The organism is Metapseudomonas resinovorans (genome assembly GCF_002003485.1).
Lineage (GTDB): Bacteria > Pseudomonadota > Gammaproteobacteria > Pseudomonadales > Pseudomonadaceae > Metapseudomonas > Metapseudomonas resinovorans_D.
Genome location: NZ_BDMA01000083.1, coordinates 11,659 through 32,774, shown reverse-complemented (window position 1 = coordinate 32,774; position 21,116 = coordinate 11,659). Strand labels below are relative to the sequence as shown.

Below are 21,116 nucleotides of genomic sequence, written 5' to 3'. Positions count from 1 at the left end.
GTAATCGCGCTGGCTACGTCGTACACCTTCTGCCATGGAGCGCTCCTGAAAATAAGGGCAAAGGTGTAAACCTTATTCAGGACGGGACAATGCATACAAAAAAGGCTGCCGAAAGGCAGCCTTTTTCATTTGCGCGGGTGTGTCAGTTCTGCGCCAGCTTCTGCTCCTGCTGTTTTAGCAGTCGCTGCGCGTGAGCCACTTCCAGGGCTTCCATGGCGTTGATCGGCTTGATTGCCGCGGCCTTTCTCAGGTGCTCCAGGGCCTTGGCTTCTTCGTCTTCGCCATACACGTACTCCAGGGCGTTGGCGTATTCGTAGTGGCCAATGGGCAGGTCATCGGTGGCCTTGAAGGAGCGGGCAAAAAACTGTTCCATCTTGTCCGAGCTGACCCCGTAGGTCATCTTGCCTACCAGCTTGCCAACCTTGCGGATCACCCCGGCTTCGTACCCGCCGTAGAGGGCCAGGGCGAAGGGTTGCCCTGGCTGCGTCTTCAACAGGGCATCCAGTTCTTCGGGGATCTGGCTGGTATAGCCGCGCTTGAGCACGACGGGCACTGGCAACTCTTCACCCAGTCGCGCCTTGGCATAGGCGCGGCCGAACTGCGCAACCACGTCTGCCTTGACCAGGTCGCCGGCTTCATCGGTATAACGGATCACTTCCTCCAGCAGGCGATGTTTCTCCCCCTGGTCCGGCACCAGGAACATGGCGTAGACCACCTGGGCGAACATCGCCGGCACCTGGCCGCCAACACCTAGTGCGAGCCCCTGCTTCTTGGCCTGGGCGAAGTCGCCACGGAACATCAGGCGCCAGACATCCTGGAGTTTCGCCGCATAGGCTTCGGCTTCCTCTGGCTTGCCCGTGAATCCGGTGTTTCCGGTCACGGTCAGTTCGAGGGCCTTGGGATACTGGCTGGCCATGGTCACCACCCAGTCGGCATCCGGGTAGGGATAATTGGGGCCGAAACCACGGGTCAGGCGCGGCCAGGCTTCACGCAGCTTGTCGCCGGAGTAGTCGTAGGCGGCCTTGTCGTAGGGGAAGGGTTTCCAGTTTTCGTCCGCCACAGCGGTGAGGCTGAGAGCGGCCAGCAGGGCAAGCAGATAGCGGCGCATGGCGAGGGACCTTTTCTTGTTGTTTTCCTCCCGCGCGAGCTTCGGCGCGGGTTCGGAGCAACCCGTTCGGGCATGGGTCGATCATAGGGCGATGAGGCAGGGGGCCAACCCATCCTTGGGATGGCGATGCCAGAAAAGGCGGGGTTGCTGGCTAGCGTCAGCGGTATCGTTGCAGTGTCCGGTTGATGAGCCGCATGTACGTGGCTTTGTTTCATTCACCTTTCTGCTGGAACTGGTGTCGGTATTGATTCGGCGAAAGCTGGGTGTGCTGACGGAACAGGCGCGCGAAGAAACTGGCGTCGTCGTAACCCACCTCGTAACTGATGGTCTTGATGCTCTTGCGCGTCCCCGAAAGCAGTCCCTTCGCTGTTTCGATGCGCAACCTTTGCAGGTAATGCAGGGGCTTGTCGCCGGTGGCTGCCTGGAACCGCCGCATGAAGTTGCGGATGCTCATGCCGTGGTCGCGGGCCACGTCCTCGAAGCGGAACTTGTCGGCGAAGTGGTCTTCCAGCCATTGCTGGATCTGCAGGATGGTCATGTCGTGGTGCAGCTTCTGTCCGCCGAAACCGATGCGGCCCGGTGTATAGCTGCGTTGCACTTCATAGAGGATGTCGCGGGCAACCGCCTGGGCGATACCGGCACCGCAGAAGCGCTCGATCAGATAGATGTAGAGATCGCAGGCCGAGGTGACGCCGCCAGCACAATAGAGGTTGTCCGCGTCGGAAAGGTGCTTGTCCTGGTTCAGCAATACCTTGGGGAAGCGTTCGGCGAACTCATTGAAGAAGCGCCAGTAGGTAGTCGCTTCCTTGCCGTCCAGGAGTCCTGCCTGAGCCATCCAGAACACGCCGTACGCTTCGCCGCAGATGGCGCTGCCAGCGGTGTGACGCGCGCGCAGCCACTCGCAGACGTGCGGATAACGAGCGAGTAGGGCATCGAAGTCGCCCCAGAAGGTCGGTATGACGATGATGTCGGCATCATCCAGCGCGCCGTCGACCGGAATGTGCACTTCGCTGAAGCTGCGCACGGGTTGGCCGTCAGGGCTGACCAGGCGGGTTTGGAAAGCGGGAGTGAGACCTTTGCCTTGTAGCTTGCCAAAGCGCAGGCTGGCCATGTGGAAGAAGTCCTTGGCCTGCATCAGGGTGGAAGCGAAAACACCGTCGGTGGCCAGGATGCTGACCTGCCTAAGGTTGGGGGACTGCGTAATACTCATGGTGTTGTTCTTATTAGGGGAAAGCGGTCATTCTGCGGCTGGATCGTCTTATTTTTTGTCCTAAGTGTCCAGTATGGCGGGGCAGGGGACTGGCCTAGAGTCGGTTGCCTCCGAACCCCACACGACAAGCAGTTCATTCCAAGGTGATGCCATGATCCCAAGAACCCTGTTCAGCTCCGATCACGAACTATTCCGCGATAGCGTGCGCAAGTTCCTCGAGCAGGAGGCGGTGCCTTACCACCATCAGTGGGAAAAAGATGGCCACATCGATCGCTCCCTGTGGAACAAGGCGGGCGAGGCCGGAATGCTCTGCTCGCATATCCCCGAGGAGTACGGCGGGATGGCCGCTGACTTCCTCTACAGCACGGTGGTGATCGAAGAAATCGGCCGCCTGGGTCTGACCGGAATCGGCTTTTCCCTGCATTCCGACATCGTCGCGCCCTACATCCTTCACTACGGTTCCGAGGCGCAGAAACTGAAATACCTGCCCAAGCTCGTCAGTGGCGAGTTGGTGACGGCCATCGCCATGACCGAGCCTGGTGCCGGTTCCGATCTCCAGGGTGTGAAGACCACTGCAGTGCTGGATGGCGATGATTACGTCATCAACGGCTCCAAGACCTTCATCACCAACGGTTTCCTCGCCGACCTGGTCATTGTTGTGGCCAAGACCGATCCGAAGGCGGGCGCCAAGGGCACCAGCCTGTTCCTGGTCGAAGCTGGAACTCCGGGCTTCGCAAAGGGCAAACGCCTGGAGAAAGTAGGCATGAAGGCCCAGGACACCTCCGAGTTGTTCTTCCAGGATGTACGAGTACCGAAGGAGAACCTGCTGGGCCAGGCCGGAATGGGCTTCGCCTATCTGATGCAGGAACTCCCCCAGGAGCGCCTGACCGTTGGTATCGGAGCCCTGGCTTCGGCCGAGGCGGCGCTCAACTGGACCCTGGACTACACCCGCGAGCGCAAGGCCTTCGGGAAATCGGTCGCCGAATTCCAGAACACCCGTTTCAAGCTGGCGGAGATGGCAACTGAAATCCAGATTGGCCGTGTATTCGTCGATCGCTGCCTGGAGCTGCATCTGCAGGGCAAGCTGGATGTACCGACCGCCGCGATGCTCAAGTACTGGGGCACCGACTTGCAGTGCAAGGTGCTGGACGAATGCGTACAGCTGCACGGCGGTTACGGCTTCATGTGGGAATACGCGGTAGCGCGAGCCTGGGCGGACGCGCGCGTGCAACGGATCTATGCCGGTACCAACGAGATCATGAAGGAAATTATCGCCCGCTCCCTGGTGTGAATCCCTGCGAAATAAAAGAAGCCCGGCAATTGCCGGGCTTTCTCGTTTTCAGGGGGCCGGATTCGGCTGGTCCTTGTGGATCGCCGCGATACCGTCCAGGACGCCTTCGGGAAGCTTCAGCTCGGCACTGCGCAGGTTCGCTTCGAGTTGTTCAAGGGAGGTCGCGCCGATGATGTTGCTGGTCACGAAAGGTTGGGCGGTGACGAAGGCCAGAGCCATCTGCGCCGGGTCCAGGCCGTGTTCCCGAGCCAGTTGGACATAACGCGAACAGGCGGACTGGGATTGCGGGTTCGTGTAGCGGGTGAAGCGGCTGAACAGCGTGATCCGGGCATTGGCCGGGCGGGCGCCGTTCTCGTACTTGCCGGAGAGCATGCCGAAGGCCATGGGTGAATAGGCCAGCAAGCCGCATTGCTCACGCATGGCCACTTCCGCCAGGCCCACTTCGAAGCTGCGGTTGAGGAGGTTGTATGGATTCTGGATGGAAACGGCGCGTGGCAGGCCGAGCTGATCGGCGAGCTGTAGGAACTTCATGGTGCCCCAGGGCGTTTCGTTGGACAGACCGATGTGGCGGATCTTGCCCGCCTTGACTTGCTCGCCGAGTACTTCGAGGGTTTCCTGCAGGGGAGTGAACGTTTCGTCCTGGTGCTGGTAGCCGAGCTGACCGAAGAAGTTGGTGCTGCGCTCGGGCCAGTGCAGCTGATAAAGGTCGATCCAGTCGGTCTGCAGGCGTTTGAGGCTGGCATCCAGCGCAGCGGTGATGTGCTGGCGATTGTGTTTGAGGTTGCCGCCACGGATATGGCTGATGCCATTTCCCGGCCCGGCCACCTTGCTTGCGAGCACCCAGTCGGCCCGGTCACGATGCCTGGCGAACCAGTTGCCGATGATGGTTTCGGTGGCGCTGTAGGTTTCCGCGCGGGGCGGTACCGGATACATCTCCGCCGTGTCCATGAAATTGATGCCGTAGCCTTTGGCGCGTTCGATCTGGGTGAAGGCTTCCGACTCGGTGTTCTGCTCGCCCCAGGTCATGGTGCCCAGGCAAAGGCTGCTGACCTTGAGATCAGTGCGGCCAAGTTGGCGGTATTCCATCGCTGCCTCCTGCGTTTTTGTAAAGGATGCATGAAATCAGGTTGAATTTTTTCCTGCAATCGGCATAATTCCGCGGCTTTCTTTGCGGGGATGCCTAGCCTGCGAAGAAGGAAGGTGGGGATGCCTAGCCCGCCGAAAAACCTTTTGCCGTAGCGGACGCGCTGACCCGAGCCCCCGATAGCGTCTGATTCCGGCTGTCCCTGACTTGTCAGGGCGAGCACTATTCAGTAAGATCCGCCGTCTTATTTTCAGGGCGGCCCCTGAGGCTATAGCGAATGAAGACTTTTACTGCAAAACCGGAAACTGTTAAGCGCGACTGGTACGTCGTCGACGCTGCAGGTCAGACCCTGGGTCGTCTGGCCACCGAAATTGCCAGCCGTCTGCGTGGCAAGCACAAGCCCGAATACACCCCTCACGTTGACACCGGCGACTACATCGTCGTGATCAACGCCGAGCAGGTTCGTGTTACCGGTGCCAAGACCACCGACAAGATGTACTACTCGCACTCCGGCTTCCCGGGTGGCATCAAGGAAATCAACTTCGAGAAGCTGATTGCCAAGGCCCCTGAGCGCGTGATCGAGACCGCGGTCAAAGGCATGCTGCCGAAGAACCCGCTGGGCCGCGACATGTATCGCAAGCTGAAGGTGTACAAGGGTGCTGTTCACCCGCACACCGCTCAGCAGCCCCAAGAACTGAAGATTTAACGGGATAAGTTCATTATGTCGGCGACTCAAAATTACGGCACCGGCCGTCGTAAGACTGCTACCGCTCGCGTCTTCCTGCGTCCGGGCACTGGCAAGATTTCCATCAACAACCGCAGCCTGGATACCTTCTTCGGCCGCGAAACCGCTCGCATGGTCGTGCGTCAGCCGCTGGAGCTGACCGAGACTGTCGAGAAGTTCGATATCTACGTCACCGTCGTTGGCGGTGGTGTAAGCGGTCAGGCTGGTGCTATCCGCCACGGCATCACCCGCGCCCTGATCGAATACGACGAGACCCTGCGCAGCTCGCTGCGTAAGGCCGGCTACGTGACTCGCGATGCTCGCGAAGTTGAGCGTAAGAAAGTCGGTCTGCGTAAAGCGCGTAAGCGTCCGCAGTACTCCAAGCGTTAATTCAACGCTTGCGAAAAACGCCCAGTTTCTTCGGAGCTGGGCGTTTTTTTATGCGTGAAGAATTTGTCCGTGCGACAGCTTGTCGCACGTGCGAATCCCCCGCCATTCAAGGCTTTCGGGCTATTTGTATCCGGCTATTACCTTGTCAGGTAAGGGGCTTTTCTTTACCATTTGGCGAATTTTTTGCGCGGCTCGATTTTTTACTTAGTAGAGGCCTGAACAACAGGCCACAGAAGCTGATGGGAGACGACTGAATGAGCAATGACGGCGTGAATGCAGGCCGGCGTCGCTTCCTCGTAGCGGCCACGTCCGTGGTTGGTGCGGCGGGAGCGGTGGGGGCTGCGGTCCCGTTCGTGGGGTCATGGCTGCCCAGTGCCAAGGCCAAGGCCGCGGGTGCACCGGTCAAGGTGAATATAAGCAAGGTCGAGGCAGGCCAGCAGATCATCGCCGAATGGCGCGGTCAGCCGGTGTTCATCGTGCGTCGTACCGAAGAGATCCTGGCGAACCTGCCAAAGATCCACGACCGCATGGCAGACCCCGAGTCCAAGGCATCGGTTCAGCCGACCTATGTGGACCCGGTCAGCCGTTCGATCAAGCCGGAAATCCTGGTACTGGTTGGTATCTGCACCCACTTGGGCTGCTCGCCGTCCTTCCGCCCGGAAGTTGCCCCGGCTGACCTGGGCGCCGAGTGGGTTGGTGGCTACTTCTGCCCCTGCCATGGCTCTCGCTACGACCTGGCCGGCCGTGTCTACAAGGCGCAACCCGCGCCGATCAACCTGCCGGTGCCGCCGTACTCGTATGAGACGGATGACGTCATCATCGTCGGTGTGGACCAGGAGAAGGCCTGATGAGCAAATTCATGGAATGGGTCGATGCGCGCTTCCCCGCGACCAAGATGTGGGAAGACCATCTGAGCAAGTACTACGCGCCGAAGAACTTCAACTTCTTCTACTTCTTCGGTTCGCTGGCACTGCTGGTACTGGTAAACCAGATCCTCACCGGTATCTGGCTGACCATGAGCTTCACTCCGTCCGCCGAAGAAGCCTTTGCGTCCGTCGAGTACATCATGCGCGACGTGGAGTACGGCTGGATCATTCGCTACCTGCACTCCACCGGTGCATCGGCGTTCTTCATCGTTGTCTACCTGCACATGTTCCGCGGTCTGCTCTACGGCTCCTACCAGAAGCCGCGTGAGCTGGTGTGGATCTTCGGCATGCTGATCTACCTCGCCCTGATGGCCGAGGCCTTCATGGGCTACCTGCTGCCCTGGGGCCAGATGTCCTACTGGGGTGCCCAGGTGATCATCTCGCTGTTCGGTGCCATCCCTGTCGTGGGCGATGACCTGACCCAGTGGATCCGTGGTGACTACCTGATTTCCGGCATCACCCTGAACCGCTTCTTCGCACTGCACGTGATCGCCCTGCCGATCGTCCTGCTCGGCCTGGTCGTGCTGCACATCCTGGCCCTGCACGAAGTGGGTTCGAACAACCCGGACGGCGTGGACATCAAGAAGAAGAAGGACGAGAACGGCATTCCGCTGGACGGTATCGCGTTCCATCCCTACTACTCGGTGAAAGATATCGTCGGCGTAGTGGTGTTCCTCTTCGTGTTCTGCTTCGTGGTGTTCTTCTTCCCGGAAATGGGTGGTTACTTCCTCGAGAAGCCGAACTTCGAACAGGCCAACCCGTTCAAGACGCCTGAGCACATCGCACCGGTTTGGTACTTCACTCCGTTCTACGCGATCCTCCGTGCGGTACCGGACAAGCTCCTCGGCGTTATCGCCATGGGTGCTGCGATCGCCGTGCTGTTCGTGCTGCCGTGGCTGGATCGCAGCCCGGTGAAGTCCATGCGCTACAAAGGCTGGCTGAGCAAGATCTGGCTGCTGGTGTTCTGCGTCTCCTTCGTCATTCTGGGCGTACTGGGCGTTCTGGCTCCGACCCCGGGCCGTACGCTGCTGTCCCAGGTCTGCACCATCCTGTACTTCGCGTACTTCATCCTGATGCCGTTCTACACAAGGATGGAAAAAACCAAACCGGTACCGGAAAGGGTGACAGGCTGATGAAAAAGCTATTTGCTGCATTTGTTTTCGCTGCGCTGCCGGCTCTTTCCTTCGCTGCCGGTGGTCATGATGTGCATCTGGACAAGGTCGACATCGACGTGACCGACAAGGCTGCCTTGCAGGACGGCGCGCGTACTTTCGCGAACTACTGCATGGGCTGCCACAGTGCCAAGTTCCAGCGCTATGAGCGTGTGGGCAAGGACCTGGGCATTCCGGAAGACCTCATGCTGCAGAACCTGGTACTCACCGGTGCCAAGATCGGCGACCACATGAAGATCGGCATGCAGCCGCAAGATGCCAAGACCTGGTTCGGCGCTGCTCCGCCGGACCTGACCCTGGTTGCCCGCGTGCGTGGCACGGACTGGCTGTACAGCTACCTGCGTTCGTTCTATGAAGATCCTGCGCGTCCGTGGGGCGTGAACAACAAGGTCTTCCCGAACGTCGGCATGCCGAACGTCCTGGTCAGCCTGCAAGGTCGCCAGGTCGTTGGTTGCAAGCAGGTTCAAGCGGTTGAGGACGGCAAGAAGCAGTTCGATCCGCTGACGGGTGCTCCGCTGACCCATGAAGCCTGCGATCAGCTGACCGTAGTGCCGAAGACCGGCAAGCTGACCGAAGCTGAGTTCGACGAGAAGGTCCAGAACCTGGTGACCTTCCTGGCCTACTCCGCCAACCCGGTCAAGCTGGAAAGCCAGCGCATCGGTACCTACGTACTGCTGTACCTGGCGTTCTTCTTCGTGTTCGCCTACCTGCTCAAGCGCGAGTACTGGAAGGACGTGCACTGATACACTGCTGCACTCTTGCAAGAAGCGCGCGCCCTTATTGGGCGCGCGCTTCTTTCTGCCCCTGAATTTTCCAATGTGAGGAGGACGCAATGGCCGTCACCAACAGGCTGGCCTGTTACTCCGACCCCGCCGACCACTACTCCCATCGTGTGCGTATCGTGCTCGCCGAGAAGGGCGTTGCCGCCGAGATCATCAATGTCGAGCCGGGCCGCTGCCCGCCCAAGCTGGCCGAGGTCAATCCCTATGGCAGCGTTCCGACCCTGGTTGATCGCGACTTGGCGCTTTATGAGTCCACCGTGGTGATGGAGTACCTGGAGGAGCGTTACCCCCATCCTCCTCTGTTGCCGGTCTATCCCGTGGCGCGTGCCAACACTCGCCTGCTCATTCATCGAGTGCAGCGCGACTGGTGTTCGCTGGTCGATCGCATTCTCGATCCGCGTAGCAAGGACGCCGACAAGGCCATTGCGCGCAAGGAACTGCGTGAAAGCCTGACCGGAGTGTCGCCGCTGTTTGCGGACAAGCCGTATTTTCTAAGCGAAGATTTCAGTCTGGTGGATTGCTGCCTGCTGCCGATTCTCTGGCGCCTTCCCCTGCTGGGCATTGAGTTGCCGCGGCCGGCCAAGCCTCTTCTGGACTACATGGAGCGCGCGTTTTCCCGTGACTCCTTCCAGTCCAGCCTATCCGCCGTCGAACGCGACATGCGCTGAGGAGACCAAGATGAATTCCAGTCGTCCCTACCTCGTCCGTGCCCTCTACGAATGGATCGTCGACAACGATTGCACGCCGCATCTGCTGGTCAACGCCGAGCACACCGACGTGCGGGTTCCGCCCGGCTACGCCAATGACGGGCAGATCGTGCTCAACGTTTCGCCGAGTGCGGTGCGCCATCTCCACATGGACAACGAGGCGGTGAGCTTCGAAGGGCGCTTCGGTGGTGTTGCCCACAGCCTCTACATCCCTTCCGCTGCGGTCATGGCCATCTACGCGCGGGAGAATGGCCAGGGCATGGTCTTCGACCTGGAACCGCCGCTGCCAGGTGACGATCCCGAGCCGGAGGATGACGGTCCGTCGGGTGGCGAGTCGCCGAGTTCGGGAGGCGAACCCTCCCGCCCCAGCGGGCGGCCCAGCCTCAAAGTGGTCAAGTAATAAAAAAGGCGATCCTCGGATCGCCTTTTTCATGCCTGCCGTAAGGTCAGTTGGTGTATTCGAAGAGCCGCACGATCTTCTGCACCCCAGAAACGTTCTGGACAATGCTGGTGGCCAGTTGGGCTTCCTGGCGGGTAACCAGGCCCAGCAGATAGACAATGCCGTTCTCGGTGATGACTTTGATCTGCGAGCTGGGGACCTTGCCGTCGGCCAGCAGCTGGGTGGTGATCTTGGTGGTGATGGTGCTGTCGTTCATGCGCGCCAGGGTGGAAGAGGGCGGCAGCACTTGCAGTTCGTTGTGCACACGACGCACGCCTTGTGCGGACTGGGCGGCCTGGCCAGCCAGTTCCTTGAGGTCGGCGCGCGGCGTCTGGCCGGCAAGCAGCACGACGCCGTTGTAGCTGGAGACGACGACGTGCGAGTTGGTCTTCAGATCAGGGCTGGCCGCCTCGACTTTGGCGCGTACTTTCGATGGCATGGACTGGTCATCGATGGTCTTGCCGATGGTGCGGCCACCGCAGCCGGAGAGCGCAAGGCAGAGGGCCAGGCCGGCGAGTATCAGCGGGGAACGGATCATTCTTCACTCCCAAACAGTTGACGGTCGATCAGGTCGCAGAGGCAATGGATGGACAGCAGGTGCACTTCCTGGATTCGTGCGGTGATCTTGGATGGCACACGAATTTCCACATCCTCCGGAAGAAGCAGGGATGCCATGCCGCCGCCGTCGCGGCCGGTAAGGGCAACCACCACCATTTCGCGGTCGTGGGCGGCCTGGATGGCCTGGATCACGTTGGCGGAGTTGCCACTGGTAGAGATGGCCAGCAGCACGTCGCCGGGTTGGCCCAGGGCGCGGATCTGCTTGGAGAAGACTTCGTTGTAGCTGTAGTCGTTGGCGATGGAGGTAATGGTCGAACTGTCGGTAGTCAGCGCAATTGCGGGCAGGCTCGGGCGCTCGCGTTCGAAGCGATTGAGCAGTTCCGAGGAGAAGTGCTGGGCGTCGCCGGCCGAGCCGCCGTTGCCGCAGGACAATATCTTGCCCTCATTGAGCAGCGCGTGGACCATCACCATGCTGCCGTGCTCGATGTGCGGGGCCAGCACTTCCATGGCTTGCAGCTTCGTGTCGATGCTGGCCTGGAAGAGTTGGCGAATACGGGGTTGCATGTCCATCGGGTTAGACCTTCAGTGGGGCGACCGATCAGGTGTCGAAGGCATTCTTCAGCCAGGTCAGTCGCGGGGGTGAGTCACCGTCCATTGCATGGACGGCAATCACATCAAATCGACAAGGGTATTTTGCCCAGCGGGATTCCTGCTGGAGGAACTGTTGGGCGGCGTATGCCAGTTTTTCGCGCTTGCGGGCATCGACGCTCTCGAGGGCACCGCCCCAGCCGGCATGACGCCGGTAGCGGACTTCGGCGAATACTACTGTATCGCCGTCGAGCATGACCAGATCGAGCTCGCCGCGTCGGCACAGCCAGTTCTGGGACAGCAAGCGCAGTCCGTTGGCTTCGAGATGATCGCGGGCAAGGGCTTCCGCCGCTTGCCCGCGGGCACGCCGGTCAATCAAGAGTCGCTGTCTTTCAGGCGCTGGACCTGACCATCGCGGAACTCGGCCCAGGGAAGCTGACGCTCGACGCGACGGGCGGGATTGAGACTGAGGCGGCCGGAAAGGCCATCCACCTGGGTTTCCGGCAGGGCTTTCAGTTGCGCGAGGCGCGGTGCGAGACGATAGGCGTCCGCACCCATGGCATAGAGGCGGCCCAGGCTACCGCCGGCCTGAGGCCATTGGCTGCCAACCTGTTGGCGGAGCGGGTCGTCGCCTTCCAGGAGCCAGGGGGTCTCGCAGAAGCGAATGCCGTTGAGGTCCTGGTACTGGGCCGGATCATTGCTCGCCGAATAAAGGTGGGAGGTGGCGTAGACCGGGACATCGCCAGCGTACTGGAAGGCCAGCGTCGGCTTGATCTGTTGCGCTTGCTGCGGCGTTGCGGCGAGGAAGATGAAATCGACATCCTGGCGTCGGGCCGGCTGGGCCGCTACCGGAACGCCCAGGGTGCCTTGCAGGCGCTTGGCACGGGCTTCGCTCTGGCGCAGTTGGAACAGGTCGGCGATCTGCTGGGCCAGGGCCACGGGCTGGTCGACGTGTTCCGCGGCGATCAGGCGACCACCTTCGGCTTGCCAGCTCTGCTGGAAGGCGCGCAATACACGATCACCCCATTCGCTTCGGGGAACCAGTGCCACGGCGCTGCGCATGCCGTCCGCCCAGGCGCGGCGGGCTACTTCGCGGGCTTCGTCTTCGGCGGCAAGGCCGAACTGGAAGAGCTGGGCCGGTGCTTCCTGGCCGGAATCGCTGTAATTCAGGGCAAGGGTGGTGATGGGGAGTTGCTCGCGGGTGCTGAGTTGCTTGACCAGCGGCTTCTCGAGCGGGCCGACGACAAGTTGCACGCCATCGGCCTGAGCCTGACGGTAGAAGTCATCGATGGAGGTCAGCTTGGAGCTGTCGTAGATCTCGATAGTCGGTTGCGGCTGTCCGGATTGCTGGGCCTGGTAGTGGGCGGCCAGGAAACCGTCACGCAGAGCGCGGGAGACCGATGCCAGTTGGCCTTCCTGGGGCAGGAGCAGGGCAATCTTGGTGAGGGGCTGGCCGGCAATTTCCTTCAGCTTGGTCAGGGCTTGGGGTAGCTGTTTGGCGGCCGGGTGCTCCGGATTCTGTGCGCGCCAGTTGTCGATCGCTGCCTGCTGCTGCTCCAGTGTCGAGGAGGTCTTGGTCAGGCGTGCCAGTTCCAGCCAGCCGGCCAGGTCCTTGTCGCCCCCACCTTGCAGTTGGTCGAGCGGGAGGCTGGAGACCAGTGCCCAGATGGCTTCGTGGTTGCTGCTGGCCGCTTCACCACTCAGCAGCGGGGCGATGAATACGCGTTCGCGAGCGGCCGCGAGGGTCTGGCCGTCGGCTTCCAGGGCGCGGGCGCGAACCAGTTGAGTGCGCACCTGCTGCTCTACCGGCAATTCGGCCAGGTGGTCGAAGCTGGGGTGGCTCAGGGCCTTCAGCGCGCTTTTGGGCTGGTTGCGGGCCATGGCCAGTTCCGCGGCCAGGGTGCTGGCGAAGATATGCTGCGCAGGTTTCATGCTGTCCAGCGGAATCTGTTCCAGGATGCGAGCGGAGCGGCCGATGTCCTGCTGCTTGTAGGCGAGGTCGGCGGCAGACAGACGGAGCAGTACGGCCTCTTCCGGCTTGGCTTCGCTGGCCTGCTGCAGCAGTTGCTCGATGCTGGCGTCGGGCGTGCGGGGCAGTTCGCCAAGGCTGGACGAGGGCGAGCTGGCGCAGGCAGCCAGCAGGCCAGCGAGGCAGAGGGCGGAGAGCGGACGCAGGCAAGCGATCATTTATCGGTCCCGATACTCGTTAAAGAAAGGTGCGATTGTACCCAAGCGCCGGTTGAGGCGCGATGTCGGGCCGGTGAATCGGGATACAATGCGCGCTTTCAGTCTTTTCCGAGGTGCCTTGTGACTCTTTCTTCCGCCAGCGGCAGTGCGGTCGGTACGCTTTATGTGGTCGCAACGCCCATCGGCAACCTCGACGACATCACCGCCCGGGCCCTGCGAGTGCTGCGGGACGTAAGTCTGATCGCCGCCGAGGATACGCGCCACTCGGTGCGCCTATTGCAACACTTCGGCATAGAAACGCCGCTGGCGGCCTGTCACGAGCACAACGAGCGTGACCACGGCGGGCGCTTCCTGTCGCGTTTGCAAGCCGGGGATGATGTTGCGCTGATCTCCGACGCGGGAACTCCGTTGATCTCTGATCCGGGCTTCCATCTGGTGCGCCAGGCCCGTGCGGCCGGCATTCCTGTCGTTCCCGTACCGGGCGCCTGTGCGTTGATCGCGGCGTTGTCGACGGCTGGCTTGCCTTCGGATCGATTCATCTTCGAGGGCTTTCTCCCCGCCAAGGCCAGCGGCCGCCGTGGCCGGCTGGAGGACATCAAGGAAGAGCCGAGAACGCTCATCTTCTATGAAGCGCCTCATCGTCTCCTGGAATCTCTGGAGGATATGCGTGGAGTATTCGGCGGCGATCGTCCAGCGGTGCTGGCGAGGGAATTGACCAAGACCTTCGAGACCTTGAAGGGTGCGCCATTGGAAGAGTTGTGTGCCTGGGTGGCGGCGGACTCGAATCAGCAGCGTGGCGAGTGCGTGGTGCTGGTCGGCGGCTGGCAAGCGCCGGAAGGCGAGAATGCCTTGAGTGCGGAAGCCTTGCGGGTGCTGGATCTACTTCTGGCCGAGTTGCCCGTCAAACGGGCTGCAGCGTTGGCTGCGGAGATCACGGGTGTGCGCAAGAATCTGTTGTATCAGGCGGCCTTGGAGCGTCAGTCGGACGTCTGAGCTTGTTCTTGAGGGCGCCTGCCGTTAACCTTGTCGGCGGAGAGTCGATCGGACAGTCGCTGTCTCATTTCGTTCTACGATTTTGAGAGGGAGGAAAGTCCGGGCTCCATAGGGCGGAGTGCCAGGTAACGCCTGGGAGGCGCAAGCCTACGGAAAGTGCCACAGAAAATAACCGCCTAAGCGCGCAAGCGCCGGTAAGGGTGAAAAGGTGCGGTAAGAGCGCACCGCACGACTGGTAACAGTTCGTGGCTAGGCAAACCCCACTCGGAGCAAGACCAAATAGGAATCCATGGCGCGGCCCGCGTCGGATTCGGGTAGGTTGCTAAAGGCTGTCAGTGATGGCAGCCGTAGATGAATGACTGTCCTCGACAGAACCCGGCTTACAGATCGACTCTCTGCTTTTTCTCTCCTCGCGTTAGCTCTTCTCCGCTCTTTGTCCCGTCCTCGAAATACCGAAAAGATCTTACTCTTAACAAATTACTTTAAGTTCGAAGTTCAGCTTCTTGTAAATGCTGGATTTTACTTCCCCTTTGCCCCTCCAAAACCGCCCGAATACCTTCCAAACCCTCGCTAAATTGCCGTCCTGTAAGGAGTTTTCCGCTTTTGCGCGCCTTGACGGTGGGGCTGGCGCATTTCTATAGTGTGCGGAAGTGGAGCGAAGTGGGTGGAAGTGGGATTTACTAGCACGGAAAGCCAATCAAAAGGGGAAGCGCAGCCTTGTTTCGCGGAGCTAACGCCATCAGTCTCGACGCCAAAGGGCGACTCGCGATGCCAAGTCGGTATCGGGACGAGCTCGTTTCGCGTTGTGGTGGGCAGCTCATCGTTACAATCGACGCCGTCGATCCCTGTTTGACTGTCTACCCCCTGCCTGAATGGGAGCTCATCGAAGCCAAGCTGAGAGAGCTGCCTTCCCTGCGCGAGGAAACTCGCCGCCTGCAACGCCTGTTGATCGGTAATGCCGTGGACCTGGAGCTGGATAGCGCCGGGCGCTTTCTGGTTCCTCCGCGCCTGCGCGAGTACGCCGGATTGGACAAGCGGGCCATGCTGGTCGGCCAACTGAACAAATTTCAACTGTGGGATGAGGATGCCTGGACTGCGATTTCCGAGGCCGACCTCATGGCAATCAAACAACCCGGCGGTCTGCCGGGTGAACTACGTGACCTAATCCTGTGAGCGCAACCAGCAGCTTCCGCCATATCACCGTACTGCTCGAAGAGGCAGTGGAAGGCCTCGCCCTGCGCGCAGATGGCTGCTACCTCGATGGCACGTTCGGGCGGGGAGGGCATAGTCGGCTCATCCTGGAGCGGCTTGGGCCGGGAGGTCGCTTGCTGGGGTTCGACAAAGACCCGCAAGCGATTGCGACGGGGCAAGCTCTGGCGGCCGATGACGGCCGCTTTGTCATTGTGCAAAGGAGCTTTGCCGAGCTTGGCGACGAAGTGCGCACGCGCTCGCTTGCCGGGCAGGTTGACGGCGTTCTGCTCGACCTGGGCGTGTCCTCCCCGCAGCTTGATGATCCGGAGCGTGGCTTCAGCTTCCTGAACGATGGCCCGCTGGATATGCGCATGAACCCTGATCGCGGCCAAAGCGCTGCGCAGTGGATTGCCAGTGCCAGCGAGGACGAAATCGCCCGTGTCTTCAAGGACTATGGCGAAGAGCGATTCGCCAAGCGTATGGCTCGCGCCGTCGTGCAGCGCCGTGCGGAGAAGCCTTTCGAGCGTACCGCCGACCTGGCGGCTGTGCTGACGGTCGCCAATCCCGCCTGGGAAAAGGGCAAGAATCCTGCTACCCGCGCATTCCAGGGCATTCGTATTCACGTCAACAATGAGCTGGGCGACCTGGAGCTGGGGCTGGATGCCGCGCTCGAAGCACTCGCTGTCGGTGGTCGCCTGGTGGTGATCAGCTTCCATTCCCTGGAAGACCGCATCGTCAAGCAGTTCATGCGCAAGCACGCCAAGGGCGAGGCAGACAAGCTTCCCCGCGACCTGCCCGTCCGTCTGGCTACCTTCGAGCCGCGCCTGAAGCTGCTCGGCAAGCCGCAGTACGCCTCCGACGAAGAAACCAAGGCGAATCCGCGCTCGCGCAGCGCAGTCATGCGTGTGGCGGAGAAGCTGCGATGAGCCGGCTCTACGCCAAGCCTCTTCCCGGCGGCAGCCTGATCATGCTGCTGCTGTTCGTCGGCGTGCTGTTCTCCGCTATCGCGGTGTCTTACAGCGCCCATTGGAATCGCAAGCTGCTCAACGAGCTGTATGCAGAACTCAGTGTGCGTGACAAAGCTCAGGCCGAGTGGGGGCGCCTGGTCCTCGAGCAGAGCACCTGGACTGCGCATAACCGCATCGAATCCCTGGCCAGCGAACAGCTGAAGATGCGCATCCCTGATCCGGCAGAAGTGCGGATGGTGGCGCAATGATGAAGCTGGAAGGCGCACTCTACCCCTGGCGTTTCCGGGTGGTGCTGGGCCTGCTCGCCATCATGGTCGGCGCCATTTCCTGGCGCATCGTCGACCTGCACGTGATCGACCATGATTTCCTCAAGGCTCATGGTGATGCGCGCAGCGTGCGGCACATCCCGATTCCCGCCCACCGCGGACTGATCACCGACCGTAACGGCGAACCGCTCGCTGTGAGTACGCCGGTCTCTACCCTTTGGACCAATCCCAAGGACCTCATGGCGCTGCGCGACGAGTGGCCGCGGATCGCCCAGGCCCTTGGGCAGGACCCGAAAGCATTTGCCCAGCGCATCGAACAGAACGCCAATCGCGAGTTCATGTACCTGGTGCGTGGCCTGACGCCGGAACAGGGGCAGGCCATCATGGCCAACAAGGCTCCTGGCGTGTATGGCATCGAGGAATTCCGCCGCTTCTATCCGGCCGGTGAAGTGACCGCGCATGTAGTGGGCTTTACCGACGTCGACGACCGTGGTCGCGAAGGCGTCGAGCTGTCGTTCGATGAGTGGCTGGCTGGTGTGCCGGGCAAGCGCCAGGTTCTCAAGGATCGCCGTGGTCGCCTGATCAAGGACGTCCAGGTCGCTCGCAACGCAAAACCAGGCAAGACACTGGCCCTGTCCATCGACCTGCGCCTGCAGTACCTGGCCCATCGGGAGCTGCGCAATGCCCTGGTGGAGAACGGTGCCAAGGCGGGCAGCCTCGTGATCGTCGATGTGAAGACGGGCGAAGTGCTGGCGATGGCCAACCAGCCCACTTACAACCCGAACAACCGCCGCAACTTGCAACCGGCCGCGATGCGCAATCGCGCGATGATCGACGTGTTCGAGCCCGGTTCGACCGTGAAACCGATTTCCATGTCCGCTGCCCTGCAGTCCGGCCGCTGGAAGCCCGAGGACAAGGTCGAGGTCTATCCCGGTTCGCTGCAGATCGGCCGCTACACCATCAAGGACGTATCCAAGACCGAAGGGCCGATCCTCGACCTGACCGGCATCCTGATCAACTCCAGTAACGTCGGCATGAGCAAGATCGCCTTCGACATTGGCGGCGAGGCCATTTACGACACCATGCGCAAGCTGGGCATGGGCCAGGACACCGGCCTCGGCTTCCCGGGTGAGCGCGTAGGTAACCTGCCCAACCACCGCGAGTGGCGCAAAGCAGAGACCGCCACCCTGTCTTACGGCTACGGCCTGTCGATCACTGCCATCCAACTGGTCCATGCATACGCGACGCTGGCCAACAATGGCCAGGCTGTACCGCTGTCCATGACTCGTGTGGACAGCATTCCCGACGGTGCGCAAGTAATCCCCGCCGAAGTGGCCAAGACCATGCAGGGCATGCTGCAACAAGTGGTCGAAGCACCGCGTGGCGTGTTCCGCGCCCAGGTGCCGGGTTACCACGTGTCCGGCAAGAGTGGTACGGCGCGTAAAGCCAGCGTAGGAACCAAGGGCTACACCCAGAACGCCTATCGCTCGCTCTTCGCGGGCTTCGGTCCTTCTACCAACCCGCGTATCGCGATGGTGGTGGTGATCGACGAGCCCAGCAAGGCGGGCTACTTCGGCGGCCTGGTTTCGGCCCCGGTCTTTGGCAAGGTCATGGCTGGTGCGTTGCGATTGATGAACATCGCGCCGGACAACCTGCCCACCGAGGAACAACAGACCGCGAATGCGGCCACCGGCAAAGGAGGGCGGATCTGATGCCCATGCCACTGAACCAGTTACTGTCCCAGGCGCAAAGCGCCACGTTGATTCGCGAACTGACACTGGATAGCCGCAAGGTACGTCCGGGAGATCTGTTCCTGGCCATTCCCGGTGCTCAGCACGATGGCCGCGCCCATATCGCTGATGCTGTCGCTCGCGGTGCCGTTGCCGTCGCCTATGAGGTCGCCGGTGCCGAGGTGTCTGAAGTTGCCGGCGCTGAGCTCATTCCTGTCAAAGGCTTGGCCAACCAGCTTTCAGCCATTGCCGGGCGCTTTTATGGCGAGCCGAGCCGCGCCGTGCGGCTGGTCGGCGTCACCGGGACCAACGGCAAGACCAGTGTCAGCCAACTGCTGGCGCAGGCGCTCGACCAGTTGGGCGAGCGCTGCGGCATAGTCGGCACCCTGGGCACCGGTTTCTACGGCGAGCTGGAAAGCGGCCGCCATACCACGCCTGACCCGCTTGCCGTGCAGGCCACCCTGGCCAATCTGAAGCAGGCCGGCGCGCGCGCCGTGGCCATGGAAGTTTCGTCCCACGGTCTGGAACAGGGACGAGTAGCCGCTCTGGATTTCGACGTAGCAGCGTTCACCAACCTGTCCCGTGACCACCTGGACTACCACGGCTCAATGGAGGCCTACGCGGCCGCCAAGGCCAAGCTGTTCAGTTGGCCCAACCTGCGCGCCCGGGTGATCAACCTGGACGACGCGTTCGGACGCAAACTGGCAGCGGAACAGCATGAATCGCGGCTGTTCAGCTATAGCCTGGAAGACCCCAGCGCATTCATTTATTGCCGCGAAGCCCACTTCGACGATCACGGCGTTCGCGCCCAGCTGGTTACCAACCAGGGTGAAGGCCTGCTGCGAAGCCCGTTGCTGGGTCGATTCAACCTGAGCAACCTGCTGGCGGTGGTTGGCGCACTGCTTGCCATGGATTACCCACTGGTGGATGTGCTTGGTGTCCTGCCGTCGTTGCAGGGGCCCGTCGGCCGCATGCAGCGACTTGGTGGCGGTGAAAAACCGTTGGTAGTCGTGGACTACGCACATACTCCGGATGCCCTGGAGAAGGTCCTGCAAGCCCTGCGCCCCCATGTTCGCGGAAGTCTGCTCTGCCTGTTCGGTTGTGGCGGTGATCGTGATCGTGGCAAGCGCCCGATCATGGCGGCCGTCGCTGAACAACTGGCCGACCGGGTGCTGGTAACCGACGACAACCCGCGCACGGAAGACCCCGCTCAGATCTTCTCCGACATTCGTCCCGGCTTCGCTGCCGTGGACAAGGTCGAGTTCGTCGCTGGCCGTGGCCTGGCGATCGCCCGATTGATAGGCACTGCTGGTGTGGACGATGTCGTCCTGCTGGCCGGCAAAGGCCATGAGGATTACCAGGAGATCGCTGGCGTACGTCACTCCTTCTCCGATCTCGATGAGGCCGCCAAGGCGCTGGATGCCTGGGAGGTGCCCCATGCTTAAACCCTTCCAGCTGTCTGAGCTGCTTGGGCCGTTGCAGGCAGAACTGATCGGTGCGGACGTAGCGTTCAGTGGTGTCTCCAGTGATAGCCGCAAGATCGAAGCCGGGCAGTTGTTCATCGCGTTGGTCGGCCCGCGTTTCGACGGCCATGACTATCTCGCCGATGTAGCTGCCCAGGGCGCCGTCGCAGCCCTTGTACAGCGCAAGGTGGCGGACGCGCCGATCCCGCAACTCCTGGTCGCCGACACCCGCGAAGGGCTCGGTCGCCTGGGCGCCTACAATCGCGACGGTTTCACCGGTCGCGTGGCAGCGGTGACGGGCTCCAGCGGCAAGACCACGGTCAAGGAGATGCTTGCCAGCATCCTGCGTACCCAGGGTTCCGTGCTGGCCACCCGTGGCAACCTGAACAACGATCTCGGCGTACCCCTGACCCTGCTGGAGCTTGGTTCCGAGCACGACAGCGCGGTGATCGAACTGGGCGCGTCGCGCGTCGGCGAAATCCTCTACACCGTGGGCCTGACCCGGCCACAGGTGGCGATCCTCAACAACGCCGGTACTGCCCACGTGGGCGAGTTCGGTGGTCCGGAAAGGATCGTCGAAGCCAAGGGCGAGATTCTCGAGGGCCTGCCCGCTGATGGTGTGGCGATCCTCAATCGCGATGATCGCGCCTTTGCGATCTGGCACAAGCGTGCAGCCGGTCGCAAGGTGCTGAGCTTTGCCCTGGCCGATGCCGACGCAGACCTGCGAGCCGAAAACATTACCCGCGATGCCCGTGGATGCATGGCCTTCAGCCTTCGTGGCGTAGCCGGCGACGCGGACATCCAGCTCAACCTGTTGGGGGCGCACAACGTCGCCAACGCACTGGCCGCCGCCGCCGCTGCGCACGCCCTTGGCGTGCCGCTGGTCGGGATCAAGGCCGGCCTGGAAAACCTGCAGCCTGTAAAAGGCCGCGCCGTAGCGCAGCTCGCCACCAGCGGCATGCGCGTAATCGACGACAGCTACAACGCCAACCCCGCGTCGATGCTGGCCGCCGTTGATATACTCGCCGGCTTTTCCGGTCGCACCGTCCTGGTGCTCGGAGATATGGGCGAGCTTGGCGACTGGGCCGAACAAGGGCATCGCGAAGTTGGCGAATATGCTCGCGGCAAGGTCAGTGCCCTGTACGCCGTTGGCCCGCTGATGGCGCACGCCGTCACTGCCTTTGGTTCCCAGGGACGCCACTTCGCCGACCAGTCCAGCCTGATCCAGGCACTGGTCAGCGAGCAGGACGCAAACACCACAATTCTGATCAAAGGCTCCCGCAGTGCGGCGATGGACAAAGTCGTCGCGGCATTCTGCGGGACGGGGGAGGCTCACTAA

At 61.5% G+C, this 21,116-nt stretch carries 22 protein-coding genes and 1 other RNA gene; 16 read left to right on the top strand and 7 right to left on the bottom strand.

Annotation, left to right across the window (positions count from 1 at the left end; translation table 11 throughout):
* Window positions 1-142: 142 nt before the first annotated feature.
* Together MnOB_RS22650 and MnOB_RS22645 are read right to left on the bottom strand one after the other, a co-directional pair.
* Window positions 143-1,108, bottom strand: a complete 966-nt coding sequence (locus MnOB_RS22650) for a hypothetical protein (RefSeq protein WP_077526519.1) — start codon at window positions 1,106-1,108, stop codon at window positions 143-145.
* Between the two features lie 211 nt (window positions 1,109-1,319).
* On the bottom strand, window positions 1,320-2,318 hold the full coding sequence (locus MnOB_RS22645) for a GlxA family transcriptional regulator (protein WP_077526517.1): 999 nt from the start codon (window positions 2,316-2,318) through the stop codon (window positions 1,320-1,322).
* A gap of 151 nt (window positions 2,319-2,469) precedes the next feature.
* Between MnOB_RS22645 and MnOB_RS22640 the strand changes: the two genes are divergently transcribed.
* Window positions 2,470-3,609 carry an acyl-CoA dehydrogenase family protein gene (locus MnOB_RS22640; protein ID WP_077526515.1) on the top strand — a complete coding sequence of 380 codons (1,140 nt, stop codon included), beginning with the start codon at window positions 2,470-2,472 and terminating at the stop codon, window positions 3,607-3,609.
* A 48-nt stretch (window positions 3,610-3,657) separates the two neighbouring features.
* Here the strand turns inward: MnOB_RS22640 and MnOB_RS22635 are convergent, their stop codons facing one another.
* Window positions 3,658-4,695 carry an NADP(H)-dependent aldo-keto reductase gene (locus MnOB_RS22635; protein ID WP_077526513.1) on the bottom strand — a complete coding sequence of 346 codons (1,038 nt, stop codon included), beginning with the start codon at window positions 4,693-4,695 and terminating at the stop codon, window positions 3,658-3,660.
* Window positions 4,696-4,970: 275 nt separating this feature from the next.
* Between MnOB_RS22635 and rplM the strand changes: the two genes are divergently transcribed.
* The 7 genes from rplM (at window position 4,971) to MnOB_RS22600 (ending at window position 9,794) form a co-directional block, all read left to right on the top strand.
* On the top strand, window positions 4,971-5,399 hold the full coding sequence (gene rplM / locus MnOB_RS22630) for a 50S ribosomal protein L13 (protein WP_016490991.1): 429 nt from the start codon (window positions 4,971-4,973) through the stop codon (window positions 5,397-5,399).
* 15 nt (window positions 5,400-5,414) lie between these two features.
* Entirely contained in the window at window positions 5,415-5,807 is a 393-nt protein-coding gene (rpsI, locus tag MnOB_RS22625) for a 30S ribosomal protein S9 (protein ID WP_069082320.1), read from the top strand.
* A gap of 254 nt (window positions 5,808-6,061) precedes the next feature.
* Window positions 6,062-6,655, top strand: a complete 594-nt coding sequence (petA, locus tag MnOB_RS22620; protein ID WP_077526511.1) for a ubiquinol-cytochrome c reductase iron-sulfur subunit — start codon at window positions 6,062-6,064, stop codon at window positions 6,653-6,655.
* Window positions 6,655-7,866, top strand: coding sequence for a cytochrome b (locus MnOB_RS22615; RefSeq protein WP_077526510.1), 1,212 nt, complete (start codon window positions 6,655-6,657; stop codon window positions 7,864-7,866). The genes petA and MnOB_RS22615 overlap by 1 nt, the downstream gene beginning before the upstream one ends.
* A complete protein-coding gene (locus MnOB_RS22610) occupies window positions 7,866-8,648 on the top strand; it encodes a cytochrome c1 (RefSeq protein ID WP_077526507.1) in 783 nt (260 codons plus the stop codon). The genes MnOB_RS22615 and MnOB_RS22610 overlap by 1 nt, the downstream gene beginning before the upstream one ends.
* A gap of 89 nt (window positions 8,649-8,737) precedes the next feature.
* Window positions 8,738-9,355, top strand: coding sequence for a glutathione S-transferase N-terminal domain-containing protein (locus tag MnOB_RS22605; RefSeq protein ID WP_077526505.1), 618 nt, complete (start codon window positions 8,738-8,740; stop codon window positions 9,353-9,355).
* Window positions 9,356-9,365: 10 nt separating this feature from the next.
* On the top strand, window positions 9,366-9,794 hold the full coding sequence (locus MnOB_RS22600; RefSeq protein WP_077526503.1) for a ClpXP protease specificity-enhancing factor: 429 nt from the start codon (window positions 9,366-9,368) through the stop codon (window positions 9,792-9,794).
* 46 nt (window positions 9,795-9,840) lie between these two features.
* Here MnOB_RS22600 and MnOB_RS22595 read toward each other — a convergent pair whose 3' ends face one another.
* From MnOB_RS22595 to MnOB_RS22580, 4 genes are read right to left on the bottom strand one after another with little or no spacing between them, the layout of a single operon-like run.
* Window positions 9,841-10,371, bottom strand: a complete 531-nt coding sequence (locus MnOB_RS22595; protein WP_077526501.1) for a BON domain-containing protein — start codon at window positions 10,369-10,371, stop codon at window positions 9,841-9,843.
* Entirely contained in the window at window positions 10,368-10,961 is a 594-nt protein-coding gene (locus MnOB_RS22590) for a phosphoheptose isomerase (RefSeq protein WP_077526499.1), read from the bottom strand. Before MnOB_RS22590 ends, MnOB_RS22595 begins: the two co-directional genes overlap by 4 nt.
* A gap of 28 nt (window positions 10,962-10,989) precedes the next feature.
* The gene (locus MnOB_RS22585; RefSeq protein WP_077526497.1) at window positions 10,990-11,358 is read right to left on the bottom strand and encodes a YraN family protein; all 369 of its coding nucleotides are present in this window, start codon (window positions 11,356-11,358) and stop codon (window positions 10,990-10,992) included.
* Window positions 11,355-13,166, bottom strand: a complete 1,812-nt coding sequence (locus MnOB_RS22580; RefSeq protein ID WP_077526495.1) for a penicillin-binding protein activator — start codon at window positions 13,164-13,166, stop codon at window positions 11,355-11,357. Before MnOB_RS22580 ends, MnOB_RS22585 begins: the two co-directional genes overlap by 4 nt.
* Window positions 13,167-13,286: 120 nt before the next feature.
* On the opposite strand from MnOB_RS22580, the gene rsmI reads away from it, so the two are divergent.
* The 8 genes from rsmI (at window position 13,287) to MnOB_RS22540 (ending at window position 21,116) form a co-directional block, all read left to right on the top strand.
* Window positions 13,287-14,159 (top strand): 16S rRNA (cytidine(1402)-2'-O)-methyltransferase, encoded by an 873-nt coding sequence (rsmI, locus tag MnOB_RS22575; RefSeq protein WP_077526493.1) that lies wholly within the window; start codon window positions 13,287-13,289, stop codon window positions 14,157-14,159.
* Window positions 14,160-14,199: 40 nt separating this feature from the next.
* Window positions 14,200-14,558: RNase P RNA component class A (gene rnpB / locus MnOB_RS22570), an RNA gene on the top strand.
* 318 nt (window positions 14,559-14,876) lie between these two features.
* On the top strand, window positions 14,877-15,332 hold the full coding sequence (gene mraZ, locus MnOB_RS22565) for a division/cell wall cluster transcriptional repressor MraZ (RefSeq protein ID WP_077526491.1): 456 nt from the start codon (window positions 14,877-14,879) through the stop codon (window positions 15,330-15,332).
* On the top strand, window positions 15,329-16,276 hold the full coding sequence (rsmH, locus tag MnOB_RS22560; protein WP_077526489.1) for a 16S rRNA (cytosine(1402)-N(4))-methyltransferase RsmH: 948 nt from the start codon (window positions 15,329-15,331) through the stop codon (window positions 16,274-16,276). The genes mraZ and rsmH overlap by 4 nt, the downstream gene beginning before the upstream one ends.
* Entirely contained in the window at window positions 16,273-16,566 is a 294-nt protein-coding gene (gene ftsL / locus MnOB_RS22555; RefSeq protein WP_077526487.1) for a cell division protein FtsL, read from the top strand. The genes rsmH and ftsL overlap by 4 nt, the downstream gene beginning before the upstream one ends.
* Entirely contained in the window at window positions 16,563-18,296 is a 1,734-nt protein-coding gene (locus MnOB_RS22550; RefSeq protein WP_077526485.1) for a peptidoglycan D,D-transpeptidase FtsI family protein, read from the top strand. The genes ftsL and MnOB_RS22550 overlap by 4 nt, the downstream gene beginning before the upstream one ends.
* Entirely contained in the window at window positions 18,296-19,759 is a 1,464-nt protein-coding gene (locus MnOB_RS22545; protein ID WP_077526483.1) for a UDP-N-acetylmuramoyl-L-alanyl-D-glutamate--2,6-diaminopimelate ligase, read from the top strand. Before MnOB_RS22550 ends, MnOB_RS22545 begins: the two co-directional genes overlap by 1 nt.
* On the top strand, window positions 19,752-21,116 hold the full coding sequence (locus tag MnOB_RS22540; protein WP_077526481.1) for a UDP-N-acetylmuramoyl-tripeptide--D-alanyl-D-alanine ligase: 1,365 nt from the start codon (window positions 19,752-19,754) through the stop codon (window positions 21,114-21,116). Before MnOB_RS22545 ends, MnOB_RS22540 begins: the two co-directional genes overlap by 8 nt.